The sequence below is a fragment of the Verrucomicrobiia bacterium genome (assembly GCA_019634635.1).
Classification (GTDB): Bacteria; Verrucomicrobiota; Verrucomicrobiia; order Limisphaerales; family UBA9464; genus UBA9464.
This window is the reverse complement of the sequence record JAHCBB010000001.1, coordinates 305,980-330,805: the sequence shown is the minus strand read 5'-3', so window position 1 is coordinate 330,805 and position 24,826 is coordinate 305,980. Positions and strand designations below refer to the sequence as shown.

19 protein-coding genes are annotated in these 24,826 nt (G+C 65.9%); 7 read left to right on the top strand and 12 right to left on the bottom strand.

The features are described 5' to 3' along the window. Position 1: 1 nt before the first annotated feature. On the top strand, positions 2 to 1,453 hold the full coding sequence (locus KF791_01245) for a DUF1501 domain-containing protein (protein MBX3731199.1): 1,452 nt from the start codon (positions 2 to 4) through the stop codon (positions 1,451 to 1,453). Here KF791_01245 and queG read toward each other — a convergent pair. The 3 genes from queG to KF791_01230 all read right to left on the bottom strand — a co-directional run bounded on the left by queG (position 1,434) and on the right by KF791_01230 (position 4,018). Beyond that, positions 1,434 to 2,549, bottom strand: coding sequence for a tRNA epoxyqueuosine(34) reductase QueG (gene queG / locus KF791_01240; protein MBX3731198.1), 1,116 nt, complete (start codon positions 2,547 to 2,549; stop codon positions 1,434 to 1,436). The genes KF791_01245 and queG overlap by 20 nt on opposite strands. Beyond that, on the bottom strand, positions 2,536 to 3,045 hold the full coding sequence (locus KF791_01235) for a shikimate kinase (GenBank protein ID MBX3731197.1): 510 nt from the start codon (positions 3,043 to 3,045) through the stop codon (positions 2,536 to 2,538). Before KF791_01235 ends, queG begins: the two co-directional genes overlap by 14 nt. Before the next feature lie 112 nt (positions 3,046 to 3,157). Beyond that, complete coding sequence (locus KF791_01230; GenBank protein ID MBX3731196.1) at positions 3,158 to 4,018, bottom strand: UbiA family prenyltransferase; 861 nt, start codon at positions 4,016 to 4,018, stop codon at positions 3,158 to 3,160. 187 nt (positions 4,019 to 4,205) lie between these two features. On the opposite strand from KF791_01230, the gene KF791_01225 reads away from it, so the two are divergent. The 6 genes from KF791_01225 (at position 4,206) to KF791_01200 (ending at position 10,136) form a co-directional block, all read left to right on the top strand. Continuing rightward, entirely contained in the window at positions 4,206 to 4,451 is a 246-nt protein-coding gene (locus KF791_01225; GenBank protein MBX3731195.1) for a Uma2 family endonuclease, read from the top strand. 3 nt (positions 4,452 to 4,454) lie between these two features. Beyond that, entirely contained in the window at positions 4,455 to 4,838 is a 384-nt protein-coding gene (locus KF791_01220) for a hypothetical protein (protein ID MBX3731194.1), read from the top strand. A gap of 42 nt (positions 4,839 to 4,880) precedes the next feature. Further along, positions 4,881 to 6,311, top strand: coding sequence for a hypothetical protein (locus tag KF791_01215; protein ID MBX3731193.1), 1,431 nt, complete (start codon positions 4,881 to 4,883; stop codon positions 6,309 to 6,311). Continuing rightward, entirely contained in the window at positions 6,281 to 6,835 is a 555-nt protein-coding gene (locus KF791_01210; GenBank protein ID MBX3731192.1) for a hypothetical protein, read from the top strand. Before KF791_01215 ends, KF791_01210 begins: the two co-directional genes overlap by 31 nt. Before the next feature lie 270 nt (positions 6,836 to 7,105). Beyond that, complete coding sequence (locus KF791_01205; GenBank protein MBX3731191.1) at positions 7,106 to 8,446, top strand: sodium:alanine symporter family protein; 1,341 nt, start codon at positions 7,106 to 7,108, stop codon at positions 8,444 to 8,446. A gap of 91 nt (positions 8,447 to 8,537) precedes the next feature. Further along, positions 8,538 to 10,136, top strand: coding sequence for a PQQ-like beta-propeller repeat protein (locus KF791_01200; GenBank protein ID MBX3731190.1), 1,599 nt, complete (start codon positions 8,538 to 8,540; stop codon positions 10,134 to 10,136). 34 nt (positions 10,137 to 10,170) lie between these two features. On the opposite strand, the gene KF791_01195 is transcribed toward KF791_01200, so the two are convergent. The 9 genes from KF791_01195 to KF791_01155 form a co-directional block, all read right to left on the bottom strand. After that, positions 10,171 to 11,826, bottom strand: coding sequence for an NAD+ synthase (locus KF791_01195; protein MBX3731189.1), 1,656 nt, complete (start codon positions 11,824 to 11,826; stop codon positions 10,171 to 10,173). A 4-nt stretch (positions 11,827 to 11,830) separates the two neighbouring features. Continuing rightward, on the bottom strand, positions 11,831 to 12,364 hold the full coding sequence (locus KF791_01190; GenBank protein MBX3731188.1) for a DUF192 domain-containing protein: 534 nt from the start codon (positions 12,362 to 12,364) through the stop codon (positions 11,831 to 11,833). Positions 12,365 to 12,396: 32 nt separating this feature from the next. Continuing rightward, positions 12,397 to 13,164 (bottom strand): type III pantothenate kinase, encoded by a 768-nt coding sequence (locus KF791_01185; protein ID MBX3731187.1) that lies wholly within the window; start codon positions 13,162 to 13,164, stop codon positions 12,397 to 12,399. Between the two features lie 14 nt (positions 13,165 to 13,178). After that, positions 13,179 to 14,165, bottom strand: coding sequence for a biotin--[acetyl-CoA-carboxylase] ligase (locus KF791_01180; GenBank protein MBX3731186.1), 987 nt, complete (start codon positions 14,163 to 14,165; stop codon positions 13,179 to 13,181). Beyond that, complete coding sequence (gene nadC, locus KF791_01175) at positions 14,162 to 15,016, bottom strand: carboxylating nicotinate-nucleotide diphosphorylase (GenBank protein MBX3731185.1); 855 nt, start codon at positions 15,014 to 15,016, stop codon at positions 14,162 to 14,164. Before nadC ends, KF791_01180 begins: the two co-directional genes overlap by 4 nt. 80 nt (positions 15,017 to 15,096) lie before the next feature. Then, positions 15,097 to 15,771: a cytidyltransferase gene (locus KF791_01170; protein MBX3731184.1), complete on the bottom strand. Its 675-nt coding sequence runs from the start codon at positions 15,769 to 15,771 to the stop codon at positions 15,097 to 15,099. Positions 15,772 to 15,810: 39 nt separating this feature from the next. Then, positions 15,811 to 16,569, bottom strand: coding sequence for an inositol monophosphatase (locus tag KF791_01165; GenBank protein MBX3731183.1), 759 nt, complete (start codon positions 16,567 to 16,569; stop codon positions 15,811 to 15,813). 399 nt (positions 16,570 to 16,968) lie between these two features. Then, on the bottom strand, positions 16,969 to 20,340 hold the full coding sequence (locus KF791_01160; GenBank protein MBX3731182.1) for a chitobiase/beta-hexosaminidase C-terminal domain-containing protein: 3,372 nt from the start codon (positions 20,338 to 20,340) through the stop codon (positions 16,969 to 16,971). Between the two features lie 1,103 nt (positions 20,341 to 21,443). Then, positions 21,444 to 24,740 carry a PQQ-dependent sugar dehydrogenase gene (locus KF791_01155; GenBank protein ID MBX3731181.1) on the bottom strand — a complete coding sequence of 1,099 codons (3,297 nt, stop codon included), beginning with the start codon at positions 24,738 to 24,740 and terminating at the stop codon, positions 21,444 to 21,446. Between the last annotated feature and the right edge of the window lie 86 nt (positions 24,741 to 24,826).

The window sequence follows — 24,826 nt, the reverse complement described above, 5'->3', positions numbered from 1 at the left end:
CATGAACCGGACCCCTTTTCAAGAATGGCTGCAGGCCCGCGGACAGCACCAGACGCGCCGCGTCTTCCTGGGCCGCGCTTCGCAGGGAGTGGGGGCGCTCGCCCTCGCGTCCCTGCTGCGGCCGGAGGCCCTGCGCGCCGCACCGACCGACGATCGCTGGCCGGGCGTGGTCCAGCCCCTGCACCGCGTCCCGAAGGCCCGGCGGGTGATCTGGCTCACGATGGCCGGCGGACCGTCCCATCTGGAAACCTTCGATCCCAAGCCCCGGCTGGCCGAGATGCACGGGCAACCGATGCCGGAATCCTTCACCGCGGGCCGCCAGATTGCGCAGCTCCAGGGGCAGAAGCTGACCTGCTACGGACCCCAGCTCCCGTTCCGGCGTTTCGGCGCGTCCGGCGTGGAGCTGTGCGAGCTGTTTCCGCACCTCGGCTCGGTCGCCGATGACATCTGCTGGATCCGGTCCATGACCAGCGAAGCGATCAATCACGATCCGGCTCACATGTTCATGAACACGGGCTCGCAGATTGCGGGGCGGCCCAGCATGGGTTCGTGGCTGGTGTACGGCCTCGGGACCGATGCCCGGGATCTCCCCGGATTTGTCGTGCTGACCTCGCTCGGCCAGGGCGGTCAGAACCAGCCCATTGCCGCCCGCCAGTGGGCTCCGGGCTTCCTGCCCAGCCGCTTCCAGGGCGTCCATCTGCGGGGTCGCGGCGAGGCCGTGCACTATCTGGGCAACCCGGATGGGGTGACCCGGAAGCAGCAGCGCGATGTGGTGGACGCGGTGAACCGGTTGAACCTCGAACACGATTCGGTGGTGGATGACCCCGAGGTCGCGACCCGGATTGCCCAGTATGAAATGGCCTTCCTCATGCAGGCCAGCGTTCCCGACTTGATGGACCTCTCCCGCGAGCCGGCGGGCGTGCTTCAGGGGTACGGTTGTCAGCCCGGGGACGGATCCTTCGCCTCCAACTGCCTCCTGGCGCGACGGCTCGCGGAACGCGGGGTCCGGTTCATCCAGCTGTACCACAAGGACTGGGACCATCATGGCGGCGTGAGGCACGGCGTGGAGTTGAAGGCGCAGGAGGTGGACCGGGCGTGCATGGCCCTGATCACCGATCTGCGCCAGCGTGACCTCCTGCGCGACACCCTCATCGTGTGGGCGGGCGAGTTTGGCCGGACGCCGATGAGCCAGGGGGGTGACGGACGCGACCATCACAACGCCGGATTCACCATCTGGATGTGCGGCGGGGGCGTGAAGCCCGGACTGGTTTATGGGGCCACCGATGAACTCGGGTACGCGGCCGTGGAGCACCCCATGGATGTCCATGATCTCCACGCCACAATGCTCCACCTGCTGGGCATCGAGCACACACGCCTCACCGTAAAATTCCAGGGCCTCGACGCCCGGCTCACCGGCATCGCCGGCAACGTGGTCAATCCCCTTCTGGCGTAGGCGGTTCGCCGCCGGGGGACCCGGCCGGCAGCGTCACGCCCAAACGTTCCTCAATTCGTCGGACCGCCCAGGCGGCATGCTCCGCAATGAGCGGCTCCGAATCCCCGGCCGCCTCGCGCAGCGGATCCAGGTCCCCCGCCCCGCCGACATTCCCCAATGCGATACAGACATTGCGCAGCAGGCCCCGGCGCTTCGTGCGCATCAACGGGGTTCCACGGAATCGCGATCGGAAGGCCGCCTCGTCAAGGGACAACCAGTCCCGGAGCCGCGGCGCATCCAGGTCCGGACGCCGGTGCGCCCGCATCAGGGCGCCCTCCCGCGCGAACCGGTTCCAGGGGCACACCTCCAGGCAGTCGTCGCATCCGAAGATCCGGTCCCCAATCAGTGGCCGGAATTCCTCGGGAACGGGACCCTTCCATTCAATGGTCAGGTACGAGATGCATCGCCTGGCATCGAGCGTGAAGGGTGCCGGGAACGCCGCGGTGGGGCATGCGGCCAGGCATCGGGTGCATGACCCGCAACGGTTCCGCTCCGGTGGATCTGCGGCCAAGTCCGCAGTGGTCAGCACCTCACCCAGCAGGAACCAGTTCCCCAACTCCCGCGAAATCAAGTTGGTGTGTTTGCCGATGAAGCCCAGTCCGGCGCGCTGGGCAAGATCCCGTTCCAGGACGGGTCCGGTGTCCACGTACCAGAGGGACCGCCCGCCCGGACCCGCCAGGCTGTCGAGATGGGCGGCCAGTGCCCGGAGACCTGGAGCCATCACCTCGTGGTAGTCCTCATGCCGCGCGTAGCGGGCCACCCGCCCCGTGGCGACGGTGGAGGCGCGCCGGGATGGCGGCGGGGATGAGGCGTAGCTGATGGCGACGATGACGATGCTGCGCACTCCCGGCAGCACCGATTGCGGGTCGGTGCGGCGGCCGGCCGTGCGGGCCAGCCAGTCCATCGCGCCGTGGCGTCCGGACGCCAGGGCGTCCAGGAAGCGTTCCGCGGACGCCGGGGGCGCGGCCGTGGTGATGCGGCAGATGTCGAACCCAAGGGCGCGGGCGCGGCGGCGGACGGATTCCGCGGTCCCACCAGCCGATTCAGGCGTGTTCATTGGGACCGGATGCCGGCTCCAGCTTGCGAAATGCGGAGGCGATGATGCGCGCCGTGTCGGCTGGCGCCCGGAAATCCACCCCCACGAGCAGGTCCGCCTGGCGATACACCGGTGCGCGCTCCGCCATGAGCGTCCGGATACGTTCCATCGGATCGCCCTTCTGGAGCAACGGACGATGCGTCTGGTGTCCGACGCGTTGATGGATGGTTTCCGGCGACGCCCATAGACACACGATGTAGGCGTGCCGGCGGAGGCTTTCGAGGTTCGCGGGATTCATGACGAGCCCGCCCCCGGTGGCAATGACCCGGCCGGTCATGGATTCCAGTTCAGACACCAGGGTCGCCTCGCGCTCCCGGAATGCGGTCTCGCCTTCTTCGGCAAAGATTTCGGAGACCCGACGCCCGGCCCGTTCCTCGATCACCCGGTCGGTGTCCACCACTTCAAACCGAAGCAGACCCGCCAGCAGCGACGCCACCGTGGACTTGCCGGCCCCCATGAAACCGACGAGAGCAATGTTGCGGCAGGATCTTGGAAACGGCACGCCCGGTTGGTACGCGCTTCAGGGGGAATGCGGAACGGGAATTGTTGCGGCGTCCCCCCGATTTTGCTCAGGTTGCCGGCACATGCCGCTGGGCCAGCAGGGCTCCGGCGAAACAGGCCATGAAGGCCAGCGTGCCCGGCAGGGACGGCAGCACCAGGAGCCAGTCCACCAGGCAGATTCCCGCAAGGAGCCCTGAGACGGTGAGGCCAAGATTGCGGCCCCCGGCGTCAAAGGTGTGCCGGAGGCACCAGAGGGCCCAGGCGCCGGTGACAAAGCCGGCCCCAATGGCCGGCAGACGGTAATCCCCGGCATTCATCAGTGCGGCGAACAGAAAGGGCAGGCCCAGCACGGTGAGCGGCCACCGCGGCAGCCGGCCCGAGGTGCTTTCGCGCTTGGCCACGTAGCTCAACCCCACGATCCAGCCGGCGAGGGCGATGCCGCACCAAAGGGCGTCTCCGGTGACCCCGGCATCCGCCGTGCTGGCGGCGAGCCCATAGAGGAGGAACCGGCACAACGCCATCAGGAGCGGGGACAACGCGAGGACCTTGTGCACCGCGTCATACACCAGGATGGCTCCCATGAGCACCAATCCCCAGATGGCCGGTGCCATTCCCAGCAGCACCACCAGCAACCAGCCCATGACGAGCAGGAGCCCGCCCGATTTCCAGACCAACCCTTCCGCGATGGCGCCGGACGGAATCGGCCGTGCCCGTCGGTACTGGCGGTCAAAGTCGGCGTCAAAGGCGTCGTTGAGGAACATGCCGGCGACGTACATCAGCGAAGCGCCCACGCACACCTGAAGCAGCGCCCGGGGGTTCCCTCCCCCGCCCAGCCACCATCCCGCGAGGCAATTGCTCCAAACCGTCGGGAGGTTGGAGACGCGACCAAGGACCAACAGCGTGCGGAGGGTGGGCGTGGCGGTGGCCATCTGCGGGCGGACGCTACCGGGAATCGCCGCCGCGGAGAAGCAGAGCTCCAGCCGATTGGATGGACCGGCCGGGCGACCGGACCTCGGTCCCAGCCCCCAATGATGAAAGGTCTCAGGGGACAGATCCTCTGTCGGGGTCCGAACCCGGGCCGCAAACGGATGTCCTATCCCCACAAGGGCGGAATTGGTGATCGAAGTTGACGTAACGACGGTGGAGGTGGACCGCCAAAAGGCCGGCATCTCCGCCGCCGCAGGCGTCACCGAGTACTGGCTTCTGATCCCGGAGAGCCGCTGCGTTGAAGTCCACCGGGAGCCTACGGAGGAAGGATTCCGGCAGCGCACGGTCGTCTCCGGTCCGGTGCGACTGGAGTCCACCGCCATCGCCGGGCTCGGCGTGGCCCTTGCGGAGCTGTTTCCGGAACCCAACCGCTGACTCATGTTCCCGCCACACTTTGGCAGGATCGCCCTCCTGCTGTGGATCACCCTTCGATCGCTGGCATCCGCAGGAACCGGAGTGGACGCAGAGCCTCAGGCGGCAGCGATCTGGGGCTCAATGATCTGGTACGATGCGCAACCGGGGCAGGAGAACTACGTGGCCTGGGGCGGCGAAGTGGTGGCTCAGAATTTGAAAACGGTCGCACTCACACCCTTTCACTGTGCGGGGTTGACCACAGAAGGGAAAGTCGTGATGTGGGGGATGGATTTCGACCCCTGGCGCGCGACGTTTTCTGTGCCTCCCGGACGGGACCAGGTAACTGCGGTGGCCGCCGGAGGACGATTCAGTGCAGCCCTCAGGGAGGATGGTTCCGTGGTCACCTAGGGCGCCCAGGGGACCCTTCCGGGCCAGCGGCCAGACGACCAGGTGCGGAACGCAACGGCGATCGTCGCCGGCTGGGATCATCTGCTAGTCCTGACTTCCGATGGAACGGTCCTCGGTTTTGGAGGCAACGGGTTTGACAAAGTGGCTGTCCCGGTCGGACTCAGCAATGTGGTCAGCGTCGTTGCCGGCGAAAATTTTTCGGCGGCTCTAAAGGTGGATGGAACGGTGGCGGTCTGGGGGCAGCTTGAGGGGAGTCCCTCCGTGCGCCCCGAGGATTTATCGGATGTCGTTCAGTTGGCGGCCAGCGCTTCCAGCTTGTGCGCCATTCGAGCTGACGGGACCGTGGAAATGCTCAGCGGCGACGTCAACGCGCTCCGCGTGCCCAAGGGATTGAACGGAGTCACTTCCGTCGCCCTCGGCGGTTCGCGTGTGGTCGCACTTCGGACAGACGGAACCGTCGTTCGTTGGGGCTACGATTCCGATTCGAGGACACCCGCCGGACTCAAGGACGTGGTTAAAGTCGCCACTTCACAATGGCTCGGACTTGCCCTGAGAAAGGATGGAACCTTGGTATCCTGGCGCCATGATACCGGCGGGGAATGGACCCTGCCCGAAACGGTCAGCCGCGGCGGCGTATTGGCGATTTTTGCCTGTGCAGACTACGCAATCGCACTTGGAGCACAAAGACTCCAAGGCATCGAAAGGATGCCGGGCAATCAAAAGGTGCATCCATGGCAGGGAGCCCGGTTTGAAGTCGAGTGTCGTGGGTTTGGATTGAAATATCAGTGGATGGACAATGGCTCCGTGATTCCCGGTGCCACCGGGCCCGCCTACTCGATCGAGGGGACAGTCACCGGGACCGAGCCCGGGCTCCGCGGACCCTATACCGTCGCGATCACCGATTTGTCCGGAGCTTCGACCGAGACCCGCCCGGCGTACCTGGAAGTGCTTCCCACCCCGGAGCCGGGCACATTGCTGGAGTGGAGTCCACCCGGCGGCGATCATCGGATCACACCGGTGCAAATTCAAGGACGGGTGGTCCAGGCCTCCTCCGGGGATGTTTCGAGCGCGCTGCTGGCCGATGGCAGCATCGTGACGTGGTCCGCCGGACAGCCCGGCGGCCGGATGCTCCCTCCTCGCGGGCTCCCGGTTGATTCGGTGACATCTGGCAACTGGGTGGTGACACGGGACCTCGCAGGGATGTTGGCCAATTTTGATTTGAATGGTCACGCTTGGACTCCGATTCCGGAGGTCCTGGCGCACGATGTCCAAACGTTGTCGGTCAGTCAGGCCCGGCTGGCTGCCGTCAAATCCGATGGAAGTGCCTGGGGATTGAGGAGCGCCAGGTGGCCGCCTCGAATGTTGCCTCCATCGCCATTGGCGGAGATTTCCTCATTTTCCTCAAGGATGACGGCACCGTGTTCACGGAGGGCGGTTCCGGAGTGGAACCTCCACCAAACCTCGGTTCGGTGATTGCCATCGCCGCAGGCCAGGGCCACTGCGTGGCACTGGGCCATGACGGCAGTGTGATCGCCTGGGGGAGAAATGTGGAAGGTCAGTGTGATGTTCCGGAGGAACTGGGTCGGGTGACTTCGGTTGCTGCGGGCTCTTATCACACGGTGGCGTTACGTTCGGACGGCACCGTTGCGGCCTGGGGAAAGGTGGCGGCGAACGTGATCTTTGGCCTGCCAACGCAGGCAGCGTGGGTCCCGCCCAATTTGCGCGGAGTGACGGCAATTGCAGCGGGTGGCCACAACACCATGGCCTTGTTTGGAGTGTCGGAATCGCCCGGGCTGCGCGTGGCGCGAACACCCGCCGGACCGGTCGGTTTCTGGCACGCCACGCAATCGCAGTTCAAATTAGTTGGAGCCGGACGATTGAATGAAGGGCCGTGGCTGCCCGTTGAGGTATCGGTGGTTCGGCAGGGGAACTGGAACAGAGCCGACCTGCCCCTGACGAACCCCGTGCAATTCCTGAAACTCGAGTTGGCACCTTGACCGCCACGGCGCCATCGGGAGGAGGTGAGCCAATGGAAAGGATCCGCGACGCTTCCCGCGTCGAATAACGGGGGAAGCCAGACCACCGGTCGCTGTCCGGCGCATCGGGATCGAGGCGCCACTGGGAAAACTCAGGGACAGGACACCTCTGGAGTCCTCGATCGCTGAACGGACCCTGTCTCTTCCCGCGAAAAGCATTGCACCGGCCGCCCCCAATCCCGCAACGCTTCCGGACGTGCGGCCGCCCTCCCCGCCGCGTCGTTGCCCGTAATGGACCGGCTCAATTCCTTCTTCGAATGGACGAGCGGACTCCTCTGGGGTCCGTGGCTCCTGGTGCTGCTCGTCGGCACGCACCTGCATCTCACGATCCGCCTGGGCCTGATCCAGCGTTGGATCTGGCCGGCCATCCAACTGACCTTCCGGCCGGGCCGCGGCGCCGAGGGGGATGTCAGCCCGTTCGCCGCGCTCTCGACCGCACTCGCCGCCACGGCTGGCGCGGGCAACATTGTCGGCGTCGCCGTCGCAGTCGGCGCGGGCGGCCCCGGAGCGATTTTTTGGATGTGGATCACCGGCGTCCTGGGCATGGCGACCAAATATGCCGAGGCCCTCCTTTCCCTGAAGTTCCGGGTGAAGAACGAGCGCGGCGACATGTCGGGCGGTCCGATGTACGTGATCGAACGCGGACTCCACATGCGATGGCTCGGGGTGCTCTTCGCCCTGTTCACCGTTGTCGCCGCGTTTGGAATCGGGAACATGTTCCAGGCCAAGGCCGTCACGGCCAGCGTGATTGAATTGTTCCCCAAGGGTACCGCGGAGATGCCCATCCGCTGGACCTGCGGCCTGCTCATGGCCGCGGGCACCGGGCTCGTGCTCATTGGTGGCATCCGCTCAATCGCCCGTTTCTGCGAGGTTCTCGTCCCCTTCATGGTCATCGCCTATCTGCTCGGATGCCTGGCGATCCTGACGGTGTTCGTGGAGCAGCTTCCCGATGCCGTCCGGCTCATTGTCACCGACGCATTTACAGGACGTTCCGTCGCCGGCGGTGCGCTGGGTGCGGTGATTGCCGCCGGCGTCAAACGCGGGCTCTTTTCCAATGAATCCGGGCTTGGGAGCGCGCCCATCGCCGCCGCCGCCGCCCGGTCCCGCAACCCTGCACAGCAGGCGCTGGTTTCCATGACGGGCACATTTTGGGACACCGTCGTCATCTGCCTCGCCACGGGACTGGTCCTCGTCGTCACCGGCGCCTGGAACAGCGGTGCGGAGGGCGCGGCGATGACCCACCGCGCCTTCAGCACCCTCCCCCGCTTCGGCGCACCCCTGCTCACCCTCGGGCTCATCACCTTCGTTTTCTCCACCCTGATCGGCTGGGCCTACTACGGTGAAAAGGCGATGGAGTACCTCGGCGGACTCCATCTGGTGCCCGTGTTCCGCTGGTTGTGGGTGCTGGCCATCCTCCTCGGCGCGACCTTCCCGAGCTCGCTCGTCCTCAACTTCTCCGATTCCGCCAACGCGCTGATGGCCCTCCCGAACCTGCTCTCGTTGCTGCTGCTCTCCGGCCTCGTTGCCCGCGAGTCGAGGACGTGGCTCGCGGATCCGGAGACCTTTCAATGAACTCGCGGGCTGGCGAATCCCGGCTGATCCCTCCGGCGCGGGCTTTGAGACGGCCTTCCGTCCACGATCTGAATCCCATGCCTGAAGGCTCGTGAGCACACCACCCAACCAACCCCCGGATCCGGCGCCCACGGTTCCGGGCCTTCGCGTATGGCCCGCCGCGCTGATCGCCGTGCTGGCCGCCGCAGCGCTTTTTAAGATTCAGGTTCTCGATCGCGAGGCGGCGTTCCAGCATCGCAACCTCGCCACCGCCGCCGTGGCATTGCTCACGTTTACCGCGCTGCTTCTGTGGTGGACGCTCCTGTCGCGGGCGCCCAGGCGACAACGCCGGATCGCGCTGGCCGCGGTGACCGGCTTGATGGTGCTGTCGGGAGTTCTGTTCCGAATCCGGGGCGTCAGCGGCGATTTCGTACCCATCTGGGAACCCCGCTGGAGCCGGACGGCCGCCCCCGCCGCTGTTGTGGTGCCTTCCGTTTCGGCACCGGCACCCACGGGAAGCGCCCCGGGAATCGTCGGTGAAACCTTCCCGCAATTCCTGGGGCCGAATCGTAACGGCCGTATCGCAGGACCGTCCCTCGACACCCGCTGGGCGGTGCAGCCTCCGGTCATCGCCTGGCGTCAACCGGTGGGCCCCGCCTGGTCCGGGTTCGTCGTCGCGGGTGGCTACGCGGTGACCCAGGAACAGCAGGGAGCGGAGGAACAGGTCACCGCCTATGATCGGGCCAGCGGACGCCGGCTGTGGACCCATGCCGACCCCGAACGCTACGCGACGACCATCGCCGGCGAGGGGCCCAGGGCCACACCGGCCCTTCAGGACGGCCGCGTGTTTTCCCTGGGCGCCACCGGGCGCCTCAACGCCCTGGACCTGGCCACCGGGCGTCTCCTGTGGACGCGAAGTCTGACCGCCGACGCGGCCTGCAGCGTTCCTGAATGGGGGTTCAGCGGGTCGCCGCTCGTGCATGAAGGGCTGGTCGTGGTCAGCGCCGGAGGCCGTGAAGGGGCCTCCATGATCGCGTACCGCGCCGATTCCGGGGAACTTGCCTGGAAGGCGGGTGATTCCGGAGCCGGTTACGCGTCCCCGTTTCTGGCAACGCTGTCCGGAACCCCCCAGATCCTCATCCTCAACCACCGCTCCTTCGCTTCGCACGATCCGGCCACCGGCGCCGTGCGGTGGGAGGTGCCCTTTGGAGCGGGATTGCCCCTGGTGGCAAACCCGATCGAGACCGGACCCGACCGCGTCCTGATCTCGGCCGGCTACAACGTGGGCGCGGAGTTGTTCGCGGTCGGCCCCGGGACCCACGCACCCACCAGCCTTTGGAAATCCCGGAAGCTCAAGGCCAAGTTTGCCAATCCGGTGTATCGCGACGGCCACGTGTATGGCCTCGATGATGGCATCCTGGTGTGCCTCGACGTGCGGGACGGTTCCCAGCCGTGGAAGGAGGGGCGTTACGGGCATGGCCAGGGACTGCTCGTGAACGACCTGTACCTGTTGATGGCGGAGTCCGGCGAAATGGTCCTGCTGCGCCCCACACCGGAGGGTCCCAACGAACTGGGACGCCTGCGCATCTTCAATTCCAAGACGTGGAATCCAATCGCGCTGGCAGGGGCCGATTTGCTGGTCCGGAACGATCAGGAGGCCGCCCTGGTCCGCCTGCCGCTGGCCACCAGCGCCCCGGCCTCGACCCCTTGACGGCAACCGGCCCGGAACGCCACCCGGGCCCGGTTCAACCTTCGCGCCAGCGCTGGGCGATGGGCACGCGGCGCCCGACACCAAACGCCTTGGTCGTCACCTTCAATCCGGGCGCCGCCTGGCGCCGCTTGTACTCGGAGCCTTCAATCAGCCGGATCACTCTTCGCACATCGGGCTCCCGCCATCCTTCCCCGATCAGGGACTCCACCGACAGCGATCGCACCACATAACCTTCCAGGATTCCGTCGAGCACCTCGTACGGGGGCAGGCTGTCCTGATCGGTCTGGTTCGGGCGGAGCTCCGCACTCGGGGGCTTGGTCAGGCTGCCTTCCGGAATGGGAGGACGAGCCCCCCGTTCCCGGGCGTCGGCATTCATCCACCGCGCCAACCGGTAAACCCAGGTCTTGGGCACGTCGCTGATGACGGCCAGCCCGCCGCACATGTCACCGTACAGGGTGCAGTATCCCACCGCGAGTTCCGACTTGTTGCCCGTGGTCAGCAGCAGGGAGCCAAACTTGTTGGACATCGCCATGAGCGTCACGCCCCGCAGGCGGGCCTGGAGGTTTTCCTCCGTGGTGTCTTCGCCACGCCCCTCGAACAACGGTTGCAATTGTTCCCGCACGGCCGCGAAGGGGGGCTGGATGGGCACCACATCGAACCGGATGCCCAGGTTGGCCGCCAGTTCCCGGGCGTCGGCAACGCTTCCCTCCGAGCTGTACTGCGACGGCAGCGCGAGGCCGCGGACCTGCGCAGGCCCGAGCGCCTCGACAGCCAGGGCGGCAACAAGCGCCGAATCAATGCCCCCACTCAGGCCGATGACCGCCGACCGGAAGCCGCATTTGTGCAGGTAGTCGCGCGTTCCCAGCACCAGGGCGTCGCGGAGCAGGGCCTCGTCCGACAACACCCGGGGCGCCTGCGCGGCTGCGGTCTCCAGGTCCACGGCCAGGAAGTCTTCGGCAAACGCCGCACCTTGTGCGGCGAGGGAACCGTCCGGACGGCACACCAAACTCTGGCCGTCGAACACCAATTCATCGTTGCCCCCGGCCAGGTTGCAGTAGGCCACGGGGCACCGGGCCTTGGCTGCCAGACTGGCCAGCATGGCGTGGCGCGTGCGCTCCTTGCCGAGGTGCCACGGGGAGGCGGAGAGATTGACCAGCAGGTCGGCTCCGGCTTCCGCGAGCGCCACGGCAGGATTGGGACGGTACCGACGCTCCGGCCAGAAATCCTCGTCGTTCCAAAGGTCCTCGCAGATGGTGATTCCGAGGCGGCGGCCGGCGAACGCCACCGGCAGGTTGGACGTCGCCGGCTCGAAATACCGGTCCTCGTCGAACACGTCATAGGTCGGCAGCAGGGTCTTCTCCCGCGTCGCGACGACATCCCCACCGGACAACAGGGAGGCGGCGTTGGTGAACTCGCGTCCGGGGCGATGCGGGTTGATCCCAACATGACCCACCAGGAGGCCCGCGGACCCGGAGGCCCGCGTCAGCCGTGCAAGGGCGTCCTGCTGGGCGCGGATGAACGCCGGGCGCAGCAGCAGGTCACGGGGCGGATATCCGGTCAGGGCCAGCTCCGGGACAACGACAAGGTCCGCGCCCGCAGCCACGCCACGGCGGTAGGCCTCAAGGATTCGCGCCTCGTTGCCGGCGATGTCCCCGACCGTCGTGTTGAGTTGCGCCAGGGCCAGTCGCATGCGCCTAGCGGTTCAGCCCGAACACGTCACGCAGCGAACCCCGCGGGGTCTTGACCAGGCTGCCCGCGCCGATGCCGTTCCGCTCGAACCAGCCGGGCGCCGTTTCGAGCACAAACTGGATGTCGCGACTTGTCGAAGGCACCGGGGTTTCGTCGCGCCGCTTCAGGCGGACCACCTCCTGGATGACTCCGGCCCCGCTGATGTAGGCGGCATCAATGTCGAAATCCACGTTCTTCATGTAAAAGGCGACCTCGTGGGGCTGGGAAAAAACAAACAGCATGCCTTCGTCCTCCGCGATTCCCGGACGGAACATGAGGCCCGTCGAGATCTGGGTCTGGGTCCGGCAGACCTCGGCATCCATTTCCTTCGCCCCAATCCACAGGCGCAGTGTGGGCAGTTTCGGTTGAGCCTGATCCAGGTGGAGCGGGCGCGCCGACACCGCCGGTGGCGCGGCTGGCGGGGCGGGCTTGGGGGCATCACACCCGGCACCGGTCCCGACGAGGAGTCCCGACGCCAGCAGGAGGGTCCGCAGGCACATGACGGGGAGACTGGACCGCGATGGATTTGAATTCAATCCCGCCCCTCGCCCGCCCGCCAGGCCAACCACGCCAGCCGCAGGCCTTCGAGCGTCAGATGCGGGTGCACCTGCGTGATCTCGGGCAGTCGGGACGCGATCCATGCCGCATAGCTGCCGGTGGCCACCACTGGAACCCCGGGATGGCGGAGCTCGCGCCGCAGTTCGCGGATCAATTCCCGGACCATCCCGCGGTAACCCAGAACCGCACCCGAGCGGATGGCCTCCCGCGTGCTCCGGCCCACCACGCGACGGGGTTCGCGAATTGCGACCGACGGCAACAGGGCCGTTCGCTCATGCAGATAGCGCGTCATCAACTCCAATCCCGGCGCAATGATCCCGCCGATGTACTTCCCGCGGTGATCCACCACGTCAACGGTGGTGGCCGTTCCGAAATCCACGGCCACCACCGGTACCCCGTGGTGGTGACGCGCCGCCACTGCGTTGGCGAGGCGATCGGGTCCGATGGTTCGGGGCTTGGGATAATCCATCCCCACCCCGGGAAGGTCTCGCGGCCCCAGCACCAGGCAGTCCACGCCGCAGGCGGCTGTCACCGCTTCGCAGGCGGCTCCGGTCGCGGCCGGCACCACGGAGCAGAGGGAGGCCCCCTCGCAACGCCCGCCTTTGATCCACCTGCCCAGGAAGCCCGGAAACCGGCCGGCCACAACGTCCGGGGTGGGCACCCGCCCCGTTCGCAGGATGCGCTCCGCATCCGCCCAGCCCACGTGGGTGTTCGTATTCCCGATGTCTATCAGCAGGACCATGGCCACTCCGTCCCTCACTCCGGCACCACCACGGTCACATCGCCCCCCACGACGCGCTCCAACCGGCCGTGATCGGTGCGCACCCGTAACGCCCCATCGTCATCCAGGGACTCCGCCGTTCCGGAAATCCGGGTTGAGCCGACGCGAATGGTCACGTGCTGTCCCAGCGTGGTGCACCGCTCCTCCCATTCATCCGCCAACGGACCGAACCCGCCGGTGCCGACGAGCCGGTAGGCCTCGTCGAGCGCCCCCATCAGCGTCGCCGCGAGGGCCGAACGATCCACCGCCCGGCCCAGCTCCATCCGCAGGGACGTCGCCATCCCGCGCAAGTTCGCCGGCAGTTCCGGTGCGGTCAGGTTGACATCTATTCCGATGCCGAGCACCACGTGATGCACGTGGTCCAGCTCGGCGGCCATTTCCAGCAGGATGCCCCCGCATTTTCTGGCGCCAAACATCAGGTCGTTCGGCCACTTGATCTGGGGCCGCAGCGCCGTCTGCCGCTCCACGGCCCGCGCGCAGGCCACCGCAGCCATCACGGTCAATTGCATGGCCGCCACGGGGCGGAGCGGGGGCCGAAGGAGCACCGACAGCCACAAGCCGCGTCCGGCCGGGGACTCCCAGCGGCGCCCCAGGCGCCCCCGGCCCTGAGTCTGTCGCTCCGCAAACACCACCACGCCCTCCGCGACCCCCTCACGAGCCAGGCGGTCCACGATATCATTGGTCGAGGCAGTCTCCGAGAACACCCGGATGTCCCGCCCGATCACGCGCCCCGATGGGCAACGGGACATCAGGTCGTCCGCATGCAGGGCGTCCGGCGCACCCCGGAGCAGGTACCCGCGATGCGGACTGGCCTCGATGTCGTAGCCCGCGCGTCGCAGGTCCTCGATCCGGGCCCACACCGCCGCACGACTGATGCCCAGATCCCGGGCAAGATCGGCACCGGAGACGCCGGCCTCGGCGGCCGACCGGAGGTTCCGAAGGATGATGGCGTCGGCCGTCACGACTCAAAATCCAGCCCGAGATCCACCGCCCGCGCAGAGTGCGTGATCGCGCCGACCGAAATAAAGTCCACCCCGGCCGCCGCAACGGCAGCGACGGTCTCCAGCCGCATACCGCCGCTGGCTTCGGTCTGGATCCGGCCCGCAACCAGCGCCACCGCGGCCCTCAGTTGGTCCGGGGACATGTTGTCCAGCAGGACGCCGTCCGCCCCGGCGGCGAGGATGCGGTCCACCTGGGCCAGCGTGTCGGCCTCCACCTCGACACGAAGTCCCGGCCAGAGCCGCCGGGCGCGCTCCACAGCGACGACGACCGGGTCGCCACCGGCCCCGGCCAGGGCGGCAAGGTGGTTGTCCTTGATCAACACCCGGTCGAAGAGGCCCATCCGATGGTTCAATCCGCCCCCGCAGGTGACCGCATATTTTTCAAAAGACCGCCAGCCCGGGGTGGTCTTGCGGGTGTCAAGGATGCGGGCCGGGGTGCCGCGGACGGCCTCGACGTAGGCGGCGGTCAGTGTGGCCACGCCGGAGAGACGCTGGACGAAGTTCAGGGCGACCCGCTCGGCCGTCAGGATCGCCCGGGATTCCCCCGAGACAGTCAACACCGCCGCGCCCGGCTTGAGGGCGGCCCCATCCGTCGCCGAACGTTCGAAAACGAGGTTCGGCGACATCTCGTGAAATGCCACCTCGGCGAACGCCAGCCCGCAGAGCACCATCGGCTCCCGGGCGCGCATCACGGCCCTCGCGCGGGCCTCCGGGGGGATGCAAGCCAGCGTCGTGACGTCCCCCCCCCCGACATCCTCCGCCAGCGCCACACGCACCGCACGTCGCACCGATTCCTCCGATGGCTCTGCCACGGCGAGAGGCTGGGCGAAAGCGATCCTTGGGAAAGCGAAAAGCAAGGCCCGGTGCAGACGGCCCGTACGCGACCGGTCCCTCAATCGCCGCCGGGCGCCATGCGCAACACCGCCTCGGCCAGCTGAAGGTCCGCCTCCGTCTTGATGACATGCGCTGCCAGGTGGTCCACCGCGTGAAACCCCACCCGCCCCGCATAGGTGGCACACTGTCCGGCCTCTGCGGCCGCCAGGAAGGTGGACCGGCGCCAACCGGTGATGCTCCAGGTGATCCGCTGAACCGGTCGCAGATCCTGCGAGTTCGTCTTTTCGGCCCAGGTGAAGTTCACCGGCTCCCCGTCCAGCGCACATTCGATCTGGATGGGCTCGTAACTCAACAAACCGTCGAAGTCTCCCTGCTGCAATGTCCGGACAAACGCCTGGATGTCCGGCACGCCCAGCAGCGGGGCGATGCTGTGCACCTGGACCAGGAACTCGCACTCATGCCGGGAGAGAAACTCGCGGACGAACTGTTCGCTGGTCGCCTGGTGGTTGCCGAGCGCCTCGGGACGCCGGTGGAAACCGACGCCCTCCGCCGCGGCGATCTCCCCAAAGGCGGGGTGCTCGGAGTTCACCCAAACCTCATCGAACACCGCCGCCTGTACGCATTTGCGAATGGCGCGGGTGATGAGCGGCACGCCGGCCAGCTCCCTGAGGTTTTTCTGCTTCAGCCGCTGGCTTCCCATCCGGGCTGGAATCATCGCAAGGCACGTGGGCATCGGGAAATTCTGGGGCGATGAGGCGGGTCGGGGTCCAGCCTAATCGAGATCCGGCGCGATGCGCCCGTTGGTGGCGATGACATCCAGCTTCCAAGGGTCGCCGGTCGGACGCATCTCAAAGGTGCCGCCCGCCGCGGAAATCAGCGCAAGGCCGGCCGCCACGTCCCACAGATAAATCCCCTCCTCGTGGTACACATCCACCAGGCCGGCCGCCACGTAGGCCAGGCTGAGGGCGGCCGATCCGAGCAATCGAACCTTCTTGTACGTTTGCGCCTTTCGGACGAAGCCAAGCAGCGAGGCATCGTCGTAGCGCCCCCCGGAGGGAAATCCCGTGCAGATCATGGCCGATGCCCGATCCGCGGTCCCGCTCACGTGAATCGGCACGCCGTTGCACACGGCCCCCTCCCCGACGGCGCCGGAAAACATCGCGTCGTTGAGGAAATCATAAACCACCCCCAGCACCGGACGGTTGCCATCGCACAATCCGATGCTGACGGCGCAGGCCGGAAGCCGCCGGCTGAAATTGAAGGTGCCATCCAGTGGATCCACCACCCAGTGAAGTCCCGAGCGGTCCATTCCCGGATCAGCCCCGGACTCCTCGGACAGCACCGCATGGGGCGAACCGGCCCGCAGCGCCTTCAGGATGCACGCCTCGGCCAGGACGTCGGCGGCGAGTTTGATGTCCTTTCCGGCCGAGGACTGGACCGTTGAGCCTCTCGCGAACTCCTCGCGGAGCACAACCGCTGCGGCGCGGGCGGCGGACCGAGCCAGTTCCAATTGGGAGGCAAGTGAACTCAAGGTTTGAAGCGACGGGAAACGCGCCCCCGGACGCTCGTTTGGCCGGGCGATTCCCGTCAAGTGGCAACCAGACTCAATGGAGTGGATGCGCCTTCCGGAAGCGCCTTGGCCTCGATGATACCGGTGCGCGCGACGGCGAAAGGGCCGGCCTCGCTGCCACCCGGCGTCCTCCGGACGCCCCCCTTCCCCGAATTGACGGCCCGCGCCGCCTGCCGGACGTCAATTGCCCCATGGGGCGACACGATCGCGGGAACCCGTCCAAGGCGGGGATCGTGCGGGTCATTTGCTGGTGCGGACGCCCCCATTGAGGGGGGCGTCCGCAATTGCGTCGGTCGTGCGTCCACCCGCCGGTGGACCCTCCCGATCGTCGCGCTGCGCCCGGGATGCCCGTCAATCGGGCTATTGTGCAACCGGTGGTGAACTTTCGTCCTCCGTCAGGAGGTCGAGGCGCAGGAACCGACCGATTCCGTCCCGGACGGGCTCGCGATCCCTGACGGTGATCGTCCGCTGGCCCCAGTAGTCCGTCTGGCTCACGGGCACGATCCCGTCGGCGGACCAACGGGTCAGGTCGCTGCCGACCACCGGCCGGTACACCACCCCGGGAGGAAGCGGATCAGGTTCCACGAACGTCATGGTCAGATACTCCGCTTCCCCGATGCGCAGGATGCTGTGCTGGATCTGCCGATCCAGCCCCTCCAGCAATCCACTTGCGGGGATCAAGGATTCAGGGCCCATCAGGGTGACTGAAGCACCCACGGCGGTTGAAGGAACGATCTGAATGCGGTCGAGGAACGTGTACGGCTCCCTGTAGGCCACCGTGAGCGTGTGGGCTCCCGCCGCCAGGACGTACTCGACGACCGTCGGGGATCCGGGGGGCGAGACCGTCACCCACCGAAAACTCTCCGCCAACGCCGGCGTCGTTCCGTAGAAGCCATTCCACGACAGCCAGGCCCCTGAATCCATCCGGATCCAGAAGGAATCGCTGTTCATGGTCGGCGCCCGGACACGTGCCCGGACACGATAACGTCCGGCGCCCGGCACCGAGAAATTATAGCGTGCGTGCCCCGTGGACGGCGGTGCCTGGACGGACAGCTGTCCGGGGGGGGCGAAGAGATAGCGCCCCTCGGAGGCATCGGGGTCAACTGTCGTGTTGAGCTGAAACGGAGCCGAAAGCGAACTGAACCGCTCCGCCTCGATGTCAATCACCGACGTGGATCCTGGCGGCGTTGCATCAATGGTGTAGACGCGGGTCCGGATCGGACCGGCATTCCCGGCGGCATCCCGCCCGTAGAATGAAAGCGTCGTCGTGGAACCGATCCAGAGGTTGGTGCCGGCGGTCGAGAACGCAGCGTACGGGCTGCCGTTGGTGGACCAGTACCCGAAGTTTCGATCCACGGTCAGGCGGACTGAGAAGGGGGCGGACGCCGTGGTGCTTTGAGGGGCCGTGACCACGGGAGGATCCACGATCACAGGTGGCGGAGTGTTGGGGGGTGGCGGACTCACCACGGGCGGAGCACCCGAGGCCAGTCGGGCCTGTCGCACCAGGTGCACCGACTCCAGTTCCTCATCGGTCAGGGCCCGGTTGAACACAATGACCTCTCCGAGCGTTCCCGCAGGAACCTTGTTCCCCTTGCCCCACGGCACGGCGAACGCACCCCCGGCGAACGCCGTCACCAAGGACGCGTTGCCGGTGCCGACCACGCTTCCGTTCTTGAAGACCTCAATCTTTCCGGCGGTGTTCATCCGGACCGTGGTCATCTCGACACTGCTTCCTGAAGTCATGCCCAGGTAGGTCTCTCGCTCTCCATAGGAGAACTGCCCCCGGGTGAAGTAGAATCTTGGGATGCCCCCACCGCCATTGCCGCCATTGCCGCACATGCCGAAATCGGAATCCTCCGACTGGCTGATCATGACGACGGTGAAGGATCTCGGGATGCCCACCTCGTTCATCAACCGCCCCACCGAGATGCAATTGGTTCCGTTGAAATAGACCCCCGGGGCGCCATTCAGCGCATTGGTCCGGTAAATGGGCGGCGTATTGGCATTCAGCGTCGGGAGCAGGGTCGCCGGCGCCCGCAGCACCGGGCCGATCGTCGGGGTCCACGCGGCCACCGGCGCATTGTGGGCCAGCCCCCTCAGATCCGTCGCCGGCTGGAGCCAGAGCTTGGTGTTCGGACTTTTGGCGATATCAAAATACCGAATGACCCGCACCGAGGCGCTGCTGGTTGGCGTGGATTCGCTCCCAAGGAACGCCCGGGCCTTGATGGTACCGCCCCGGGTGATCGTGAAGGGTCCGGAGTAGAGCGTCGAAGCGGGACCCGGCTCGCTTCCATCCAGCGTGTACCGGATGACCCCCTTCCCGGAATTCACGATCCGGACCTGCTGCTGGGGCTCGATCATCTCCCGCCGGGTCACGATGGTCGGCTGGACCAGGGCGCCGGCCACCGGTTCCAGAACCAAAGTGCCCCACAGGCTGAAGGAGGGGAGTTGCACCTGCATCAGCCGCGGGTCGGCCATCGCGGACGTCGTGGAGTTCACCGCAAGGGTGGAGTAATTCCCCGTCGAACGCGCCGTGATGTGGGTCGTCGCGTTGTACGCAGGCATCGTGTAGAGGGTTTTCTTCATCGGGGTCCCGAAGAAGCTGTCCGGATTCAGGGAAATCGTGAAGGGAGCGGTGTTGGCCGGGTCCTTCCGGATGATGTGAATCACCACCGGATCCTGGGCCCTGCCGGTCGCCCGGACGAACAGGGAAGCCGAGGGATTGTTCTCGACGTACACGGGCTGCGCCTGGTAGCGGGAATCTGCACGAACCGTCTGAAAGAGGCCGGCGTCCTCGTAGCCATCCAGATAGCGACTCATCGCCTTCACGAAGCCGTAGATCGGCGCAAAGTCCTGGACCGTTCCGAAGAACCGGCCCCTGCTTGGCGACAGGTAATCCTCCGGAATAATGTAAACATCCCAAGGCACCAGCCCATGGCCGCCAGCGGCATAGCAGGAGGCTGCGAACCGGCGGTGATCGGCCGGGGAGTAGGAGCTGTCGTAGGTCAGCGCCAGTGGCTTGCCACCCCGGGCCGCCTGGGTGACAAACGTGTCGTATATGGAACCGGGGTCCGTCGAGGTGTACTCCCGGATGAACAGGTCATGCAGATCCTCAATCACCCTCGGACTGCTCCGCGTATTGGCTGCAAAGCCGATCGGTCGCTTGAAGTAGTTGGTCGTCGCGTGGTGGACGTGCCGGTAGAAGTCCACGGTGTTCTGCGTCTGAAAGGCCACATACGCGTCCTTCAGCACCCCGGAGCCCGTGGAGATGAACTTCACCGGATCCTGCCCCCGCGATCTGAGGTAGTCCCGGTAGCTGAACGTGGACACGCTGGACACCCCCTGGGCAGACAACTGCGCCGTGGTGAATTTGGAGGCAAGATACTGCCGGAACCCGGTGTTGCAGTGGTCGCAGAAGCAGCCGCCGTTGCTCAGGTAGGAGATGTTCATGTCCACATCGTCCATCTGGATGTTGCGGACGACACCGGGATTCGCATTGATGAGGAACCGCACATGCTTGATCCACACCTCGCGATACCCGGGGGAACGGGCGCACCCCTGGTAGGTTTTCGAGCGCAGATAATCCAGCCGTCCCGCCGGCTGATTGTAGATGTTTTTGATGCGGCCTATGTTGAAGGTCGCACCGACCCGGCTCAGCGCGGGCTCGTCGGCCATGACCGTGTTCACAGTAAGGCTGACGCTGATGTTTCTCTGGGCGGCCCCGCTGAGCATTCGGTTGTCGTGAGCCTGATGCCAGTAGGACCACTCCAGCCGGTTGGCGAAAAACGCATCCGTGGCGCCAAAGGTGTCCAGCGCAAGCGGAACGGTAACTCCGTTGACGGAGTGGCTCATCTGGTAGGTCGGTTTCTCCCGGTAGACGCGGGACGACAGGATGATGTCGGAACGCTTCCAGTGCTTCGACAGCGTGGGGGACGTCTTCATGACGTCATTCACGGTCTGGGCCATGAGGGGACCCAGCGGAAGCACGAGGAGCATCCAACGGAGGCACCGGGAAACGGCAGCCGGAGGGATCAGGAAGTGGAGTTGATCAAACATGTGAGGGGATTGGGGGGCGCCTGGCGAACCAGAAAGCGACCCCGGGTGCTCTTCAATCGGGTTGCGGTGAGGGACCGAAGGCGCCAGCCGTGCGGCGTCCCGGCTCCAAACAATCCGGTGGGAACTGGGTGAAAATCTCGAACCCATCCTCGGGTTCTGAAGCGGGTGCGGTCCGCGGGTACCGCCTCGAAATGCGGCGGGCGACGGACGGAGAGTCAACCGGAGCCTTTCCCCGGGTGCGGGCTGCCTGGCGGAACAACACCACGTGCTAGTGGGAGGGGGTGCCGCCATAGGCGGCGACGACAGCGGCCCGCGACGAGGTAGGCGGATGCAGCAATTCCGCAGATCGTCTCCCTGACTGGTAGGTCTCCATATTCAAACAAGTTTGTCGAAAAATTGTGAATCAACCAACTCCTGCCGGTGGCAGTGGGGAATTTTCCCCACATCCCGGCATCTCCCGCCTGCCACGACCCGTTCTGCAGGCAATGTGCCAAGGAGTGGACGTTTCTGAGTTGCCGGGTGGCGGCGTGCTGGAATGCGGGAATTGGGAGACGCGAGGGAGTGCGCCCTGCCTCGGGCGGGACCGGTCCATAACGCGGAGAGCGAACGCGGCCCAACCGGAGTTCAGCTGAACGTCTGGATGACGCCGCGGCGTCGGGATCGGCCGCGGTATCCAAAGGGCACCCACGACCACGATTCGCACCCGCCGAAGCTTCGCACATTGCGACGCCACGGCGCCCTGTCCGGCGCCGCATCGGGCACCCCCCCCGGCCACCGGCTCAGCGCACTTCGCGGATCCGGAAGAACCGCGCGCCGGCATCCGCAGCCAGCGGGACCCGCACAAGCAGTTCGCCCTCCGGCGGACACGTGACCGGCGCCGAGAGCACCGCCTTCCACGGCAGGTCCACCCCATCACTCCCCTCCACCACATAGCGCTTCGCGGGCACTCCGCTGAAACGAAGCGTTTGGGCGCCAGGTCCCTCGATGCGGACAACTCCCGGCTCGGAGGGCACCACCACCGGGTTGTCGAGAGCGGCAAGTGCGTCGTCAAGAAGCCGACCGGCCTTCCAGGCATCATTGACCGGTTGCATGATCCGAAGAACTTCCGCCCCGGAAGCCTGGGCATTCCTGACGATGTCCACATCCGCGTCGTCCACCTGCCGGTCCCGGTTGAAATCAAACGGCGACGTGATGGCGGCGCCTCCGGGAGCCGTTGCATTCCGGATCGTCTGCTCCTCATCCACCGGACCGACCACGGTATCGAACCGTTGGTCGCCGACATCGCCTACCGCGTTCCCGAAATAGAACTCGTCGGTGGCCCCAAGCCGCGTCCGGGGGCTGGCCTTCAGGCGAACCCGCAGCCAGGTGTTCCTGGGACCGTCGCCGGACCATGCCAGCGTGATGCGGTCCGACTGGAAGACACCCGCGCCGCGCTCCACCCTGAACCCATCGGGGGCGGCCGCGACACTCCAGCCGTCCCGGTCCGGACGGTTACCCACTTCCAGGACGAAGTCGTCAAGCGTCAGCCCATCGCCCAATCCGGCGACGTCCACCATGATGCCGTTGATGCCCCGGTTGAACGAGGTGTAGTTGGCGAAGGTTGCAATCTCACCCGGAAGCAGCGCGGTCTTGTCAATCGCGATGGCATTGGTGTCGGCAGCGGTAATGTCCGGTGTGAACCCGTCAAAGGCGGAATTGTTGTAGAACACCGTACGCCCCGTCACAAACGCCGTGTTCGCAATCCAGTCCCCGAGCACACGAACGCCCTCCTCGGTGACCTTGTAGCTGCCGATGGGGGGCATGTGATAGGCCCCCAGATCACGCATCCGGCGAAACATCATCGAGTGATTGGGTTGACCCGGGAACAGCACCCGGGCGGACGGATCGTCAATCGGGTCGGCAAGAAACTGGTTGACCACCAAGGTGGAGGCCAGGGTCCGCTCGAATCGCAGGTCCCAGAGGCCGCGCCCCAGGCCTCCGGTGAACCACTGGTGGCAATAGGCGCAATTCGACGCAAGGAAGGACCGGGCATGAATTTCCTTCGTCACGACCGGATCGTCGCCGGCAAACAACCGGGGAAGTTCCGGAGCCGGCGGCAGTGGACGTTCCAAAAATCCGGCCTCCTCAAACAGCTGGAGCTGGTTGACCAACACCCCCTCAACATTGATTTCGCCATTCAGCTGTTCCGAATTGAATCCCAGGACAAAACGCGGCGACGGGTAGTGGCAGAGCATGCATTCCCCGCGGGACGGAAACCGCCACCGCTGGGCGGGGTCCGTCGAACCGGACGGCACGCGCAACTCGACATCCTGTCCGTCAGCCGACACCAGATCCGCGTCTTGCCCTCCCTCGCGCCACCGGTAGGTCACTCCGTAGAACCCGTTCGTCGCCTTGACGAGGAACCGGGTTTCGAGCGGATACCGGGTTTGCGGGTCACCCTCGGTGGCCTCCATGTCGAAATGCTTCACCCACACCATGCCATCGGGGAAACGCCATGGAGCCGTCTCCTGCCAGTCCATCCTGTTCGCCGGATCCGGCACGCAGAACCACCGCTTCTTGATCGCGGCGTCCGACCAGAACGGGACGTTGACCACGTAGGGGACCACACCGGGTTCGGGTTCGAGGGTCTCGAGACTGCGAAAGGCGCCGGTGGTGCTCAGGGTGGCCGGCAGCGAATTCCGCTTTGAGGCATCGGCCCGGATGATCTGAAAAATCCTTCCGGTGGCGCTGTCGGCAAACAGGACTTCTCCGGAACCGGGATGGGGGCCAAACCCCTGGGGCCGGAAGCCGTTGGAGAATATCGGCTTCACCTCCACCGCACCTTCGGCGTTCACCGACACCGCCGACACCGAGGTTCGGGACCAGTCCGCAAAGAGGTAGTACCCGGAGAGTTCGGACAGGTCCTGCCCGCGATACACGATCCCACCGATCACACACGCCCGGAGGCCGCCCTCCCCATACTCGTGGATCGGGGGAATCAGCTCCTGGTCCGGCGGAACAGGAACGTTGACATCGTACGGGAGGGTTCCCTCGTAAACCGGCCAACCGTAAAATCCTCCCCGGACAACGAGGTTGATTTCCTCGCGCCGGATTTGACCGACATCACCGACGAAAAGGCGTCCGTCCGCCGGATCAAACGCAAACCGAAACGGGTTGCGGAATCCGAGGGCCCACACCTCTGTCCGCAGCCGTTCCGGATCGAGGGGCCTTCCAAAGTAGCTGGTGATCCCGATGAAGGGATTGTCGGCGGGCACCAGGTAGTCCCCCGTGGGATTGACGAAGCGGTTCGGCGCCAGATTGCCCTCCCGGCGATCCACATCAATTCGGATCATCGAGCCGATGTAGACGCTGTCCATCGTGATGCTCTCGGAGGACCTCACACCGCTGCCGAAGGAGGTGTACAGGTAGCCGTCCGGACCGAAGTGGACATCCCCGGCATTGTGGATCAGCGTCTCGTCCGGCTGCTCGATCAGCAGGTGTTCCGACTCCGGATCTGCCAGATCCGGATTGCCCGGAACCGTGGAGAAACGGGCCAAACGATCGTGAAATGCCACCGGGAGGTTTGGAGGATTGGTGTTGCTGGTGTAGTGGACGTAAAACAACCCATTCTCCGCGAACCGGGGATGGAAGGCACAGCCCAAGAGGCCACCTTCCCCAAGCGTGGACACCTTGCTGCGGATGTCGAGGAACACCTCCGCAACCGGATGGGCAAGGTCGGCAATGCGGAAGATGCGTCCGGCACGCTCCATCACGAACAGCTGGTTGGTGTCGCCGGGCCGGGTCACCAGCCCGATCGGGGACTGGAAGGTCAGCCCGGGGGCGACATCCACCACGTCGTAGCCGTAGTCCGATGGGATTGCCAGGGGCAGCTTCAGCGATGTGTTGGGCTCCCGAAGCAGCAGCGGGGGGCTCTGCGGCCCTCCCCCGTTGCCCTCGCCGTCCGCGGGCGCCAAGGCAGAAATTCCAGCGCCGCCCGGACCGGAGACCTCCCCGATCAGGCTGTTGAAAACACTGAGAATTCCTAGAAGTGCCGCAAAAACGCGAATATGTCCGAGGATCGAAACCGAACCATCCATTACGGATCAAAGGACCACGAAATTTCGGACGAGGCAACCTGGATCTTCGGCCAGTGCCGGGATGTTGACGGCTTCGAGTGAACCTT

Excerpts from the sequence above, each read along its gene's own strand:
- KF791_01245 (MBX3731199.1), top strand. The coding sequence starts at position 2 with ATGAACCGGACCCCTTTTCAAGAATGGCTGCAGGCCCGCGGACAGCAC.
- queG (MBX3731198.1), bottom strand. The coding sequence starts at position 2,549 with ATGAACACGCCTGAATCGGCTGGTGGGACCGCGGAATCCGTCCGCCGC.
- KF791_01235 (MBX3731197.1), bottom strand. The coding sequence starts at position 3,045 with ATGGGGGCCGGCAAGTCCACGGTGGCGTCGCTGCTGGCGGGTCTGCTT.
- KF791_01230 (MBX3731196.1), bottom strand. The coding sequence starts at position 4,018 with ATGGCCACCGCCACGCCCACCCTCCGCACGCTGTTGGTCCTTGGTCGC.
- KF791_01220 (MBX3731194.1), top strand. The coding sequence starts at position 4,455 with ATGTTCCCGCCACACTTTGGCAGGATCGCCCTCCTGCTGTGGATCACC.
- KF791_01205 (MBX3731191.1), top strand. The coding sequence starts at position 7,106 with ATGGACCGGCTCAATTCCTTCTTCGAATGGACGAGCGGACTCCTCTGG.
- KF791_01195 (MBX3731189.1), bottom strand. The coding sequence starts at position 11,826 with ATGCGACTGGCCCTGGCGCAACTCAACACGACGGTCGGGGACATCGCC.
- KF791_01190 (MBX3731188.1), bottom strand. The coding sequence starts at position 12,364 with ATGTGCCTGCGGACCCTCCTGCTGGCGTCGGGACTCCTCGTCGGGACC.
- KF791_01185 (MBX3731187.1), bottom strand. The coding sequence starts at position 13,164 with ATGGTCCTGCTGATAGACATCGGGAATACGAACACCCACGTGGGCTGG.
- KF791_01170 (MBX3731184.1), bottom strand. The coding sequence starts at position 15,771 with ATGCCCACGTGCCTTGCGATGATTCCAGCCCGGATGGGAAGCCAGCGG.
- KF791_01160 (MBX3731182.1), bottom strand. The coding sequence starts at position 20,340 with ATGCTCAGCGGGGCCGCCCAGAGAAACATCAGCGTCAGCCTTACTGTG.
- KF791_01155 (MBX3731181.1), bottom strand. The coding sequence starts at position 24,740 with ATGGATGGTTCGGTTTCGATCCTCGGACATATTCGCGTTTTTGCGGCA.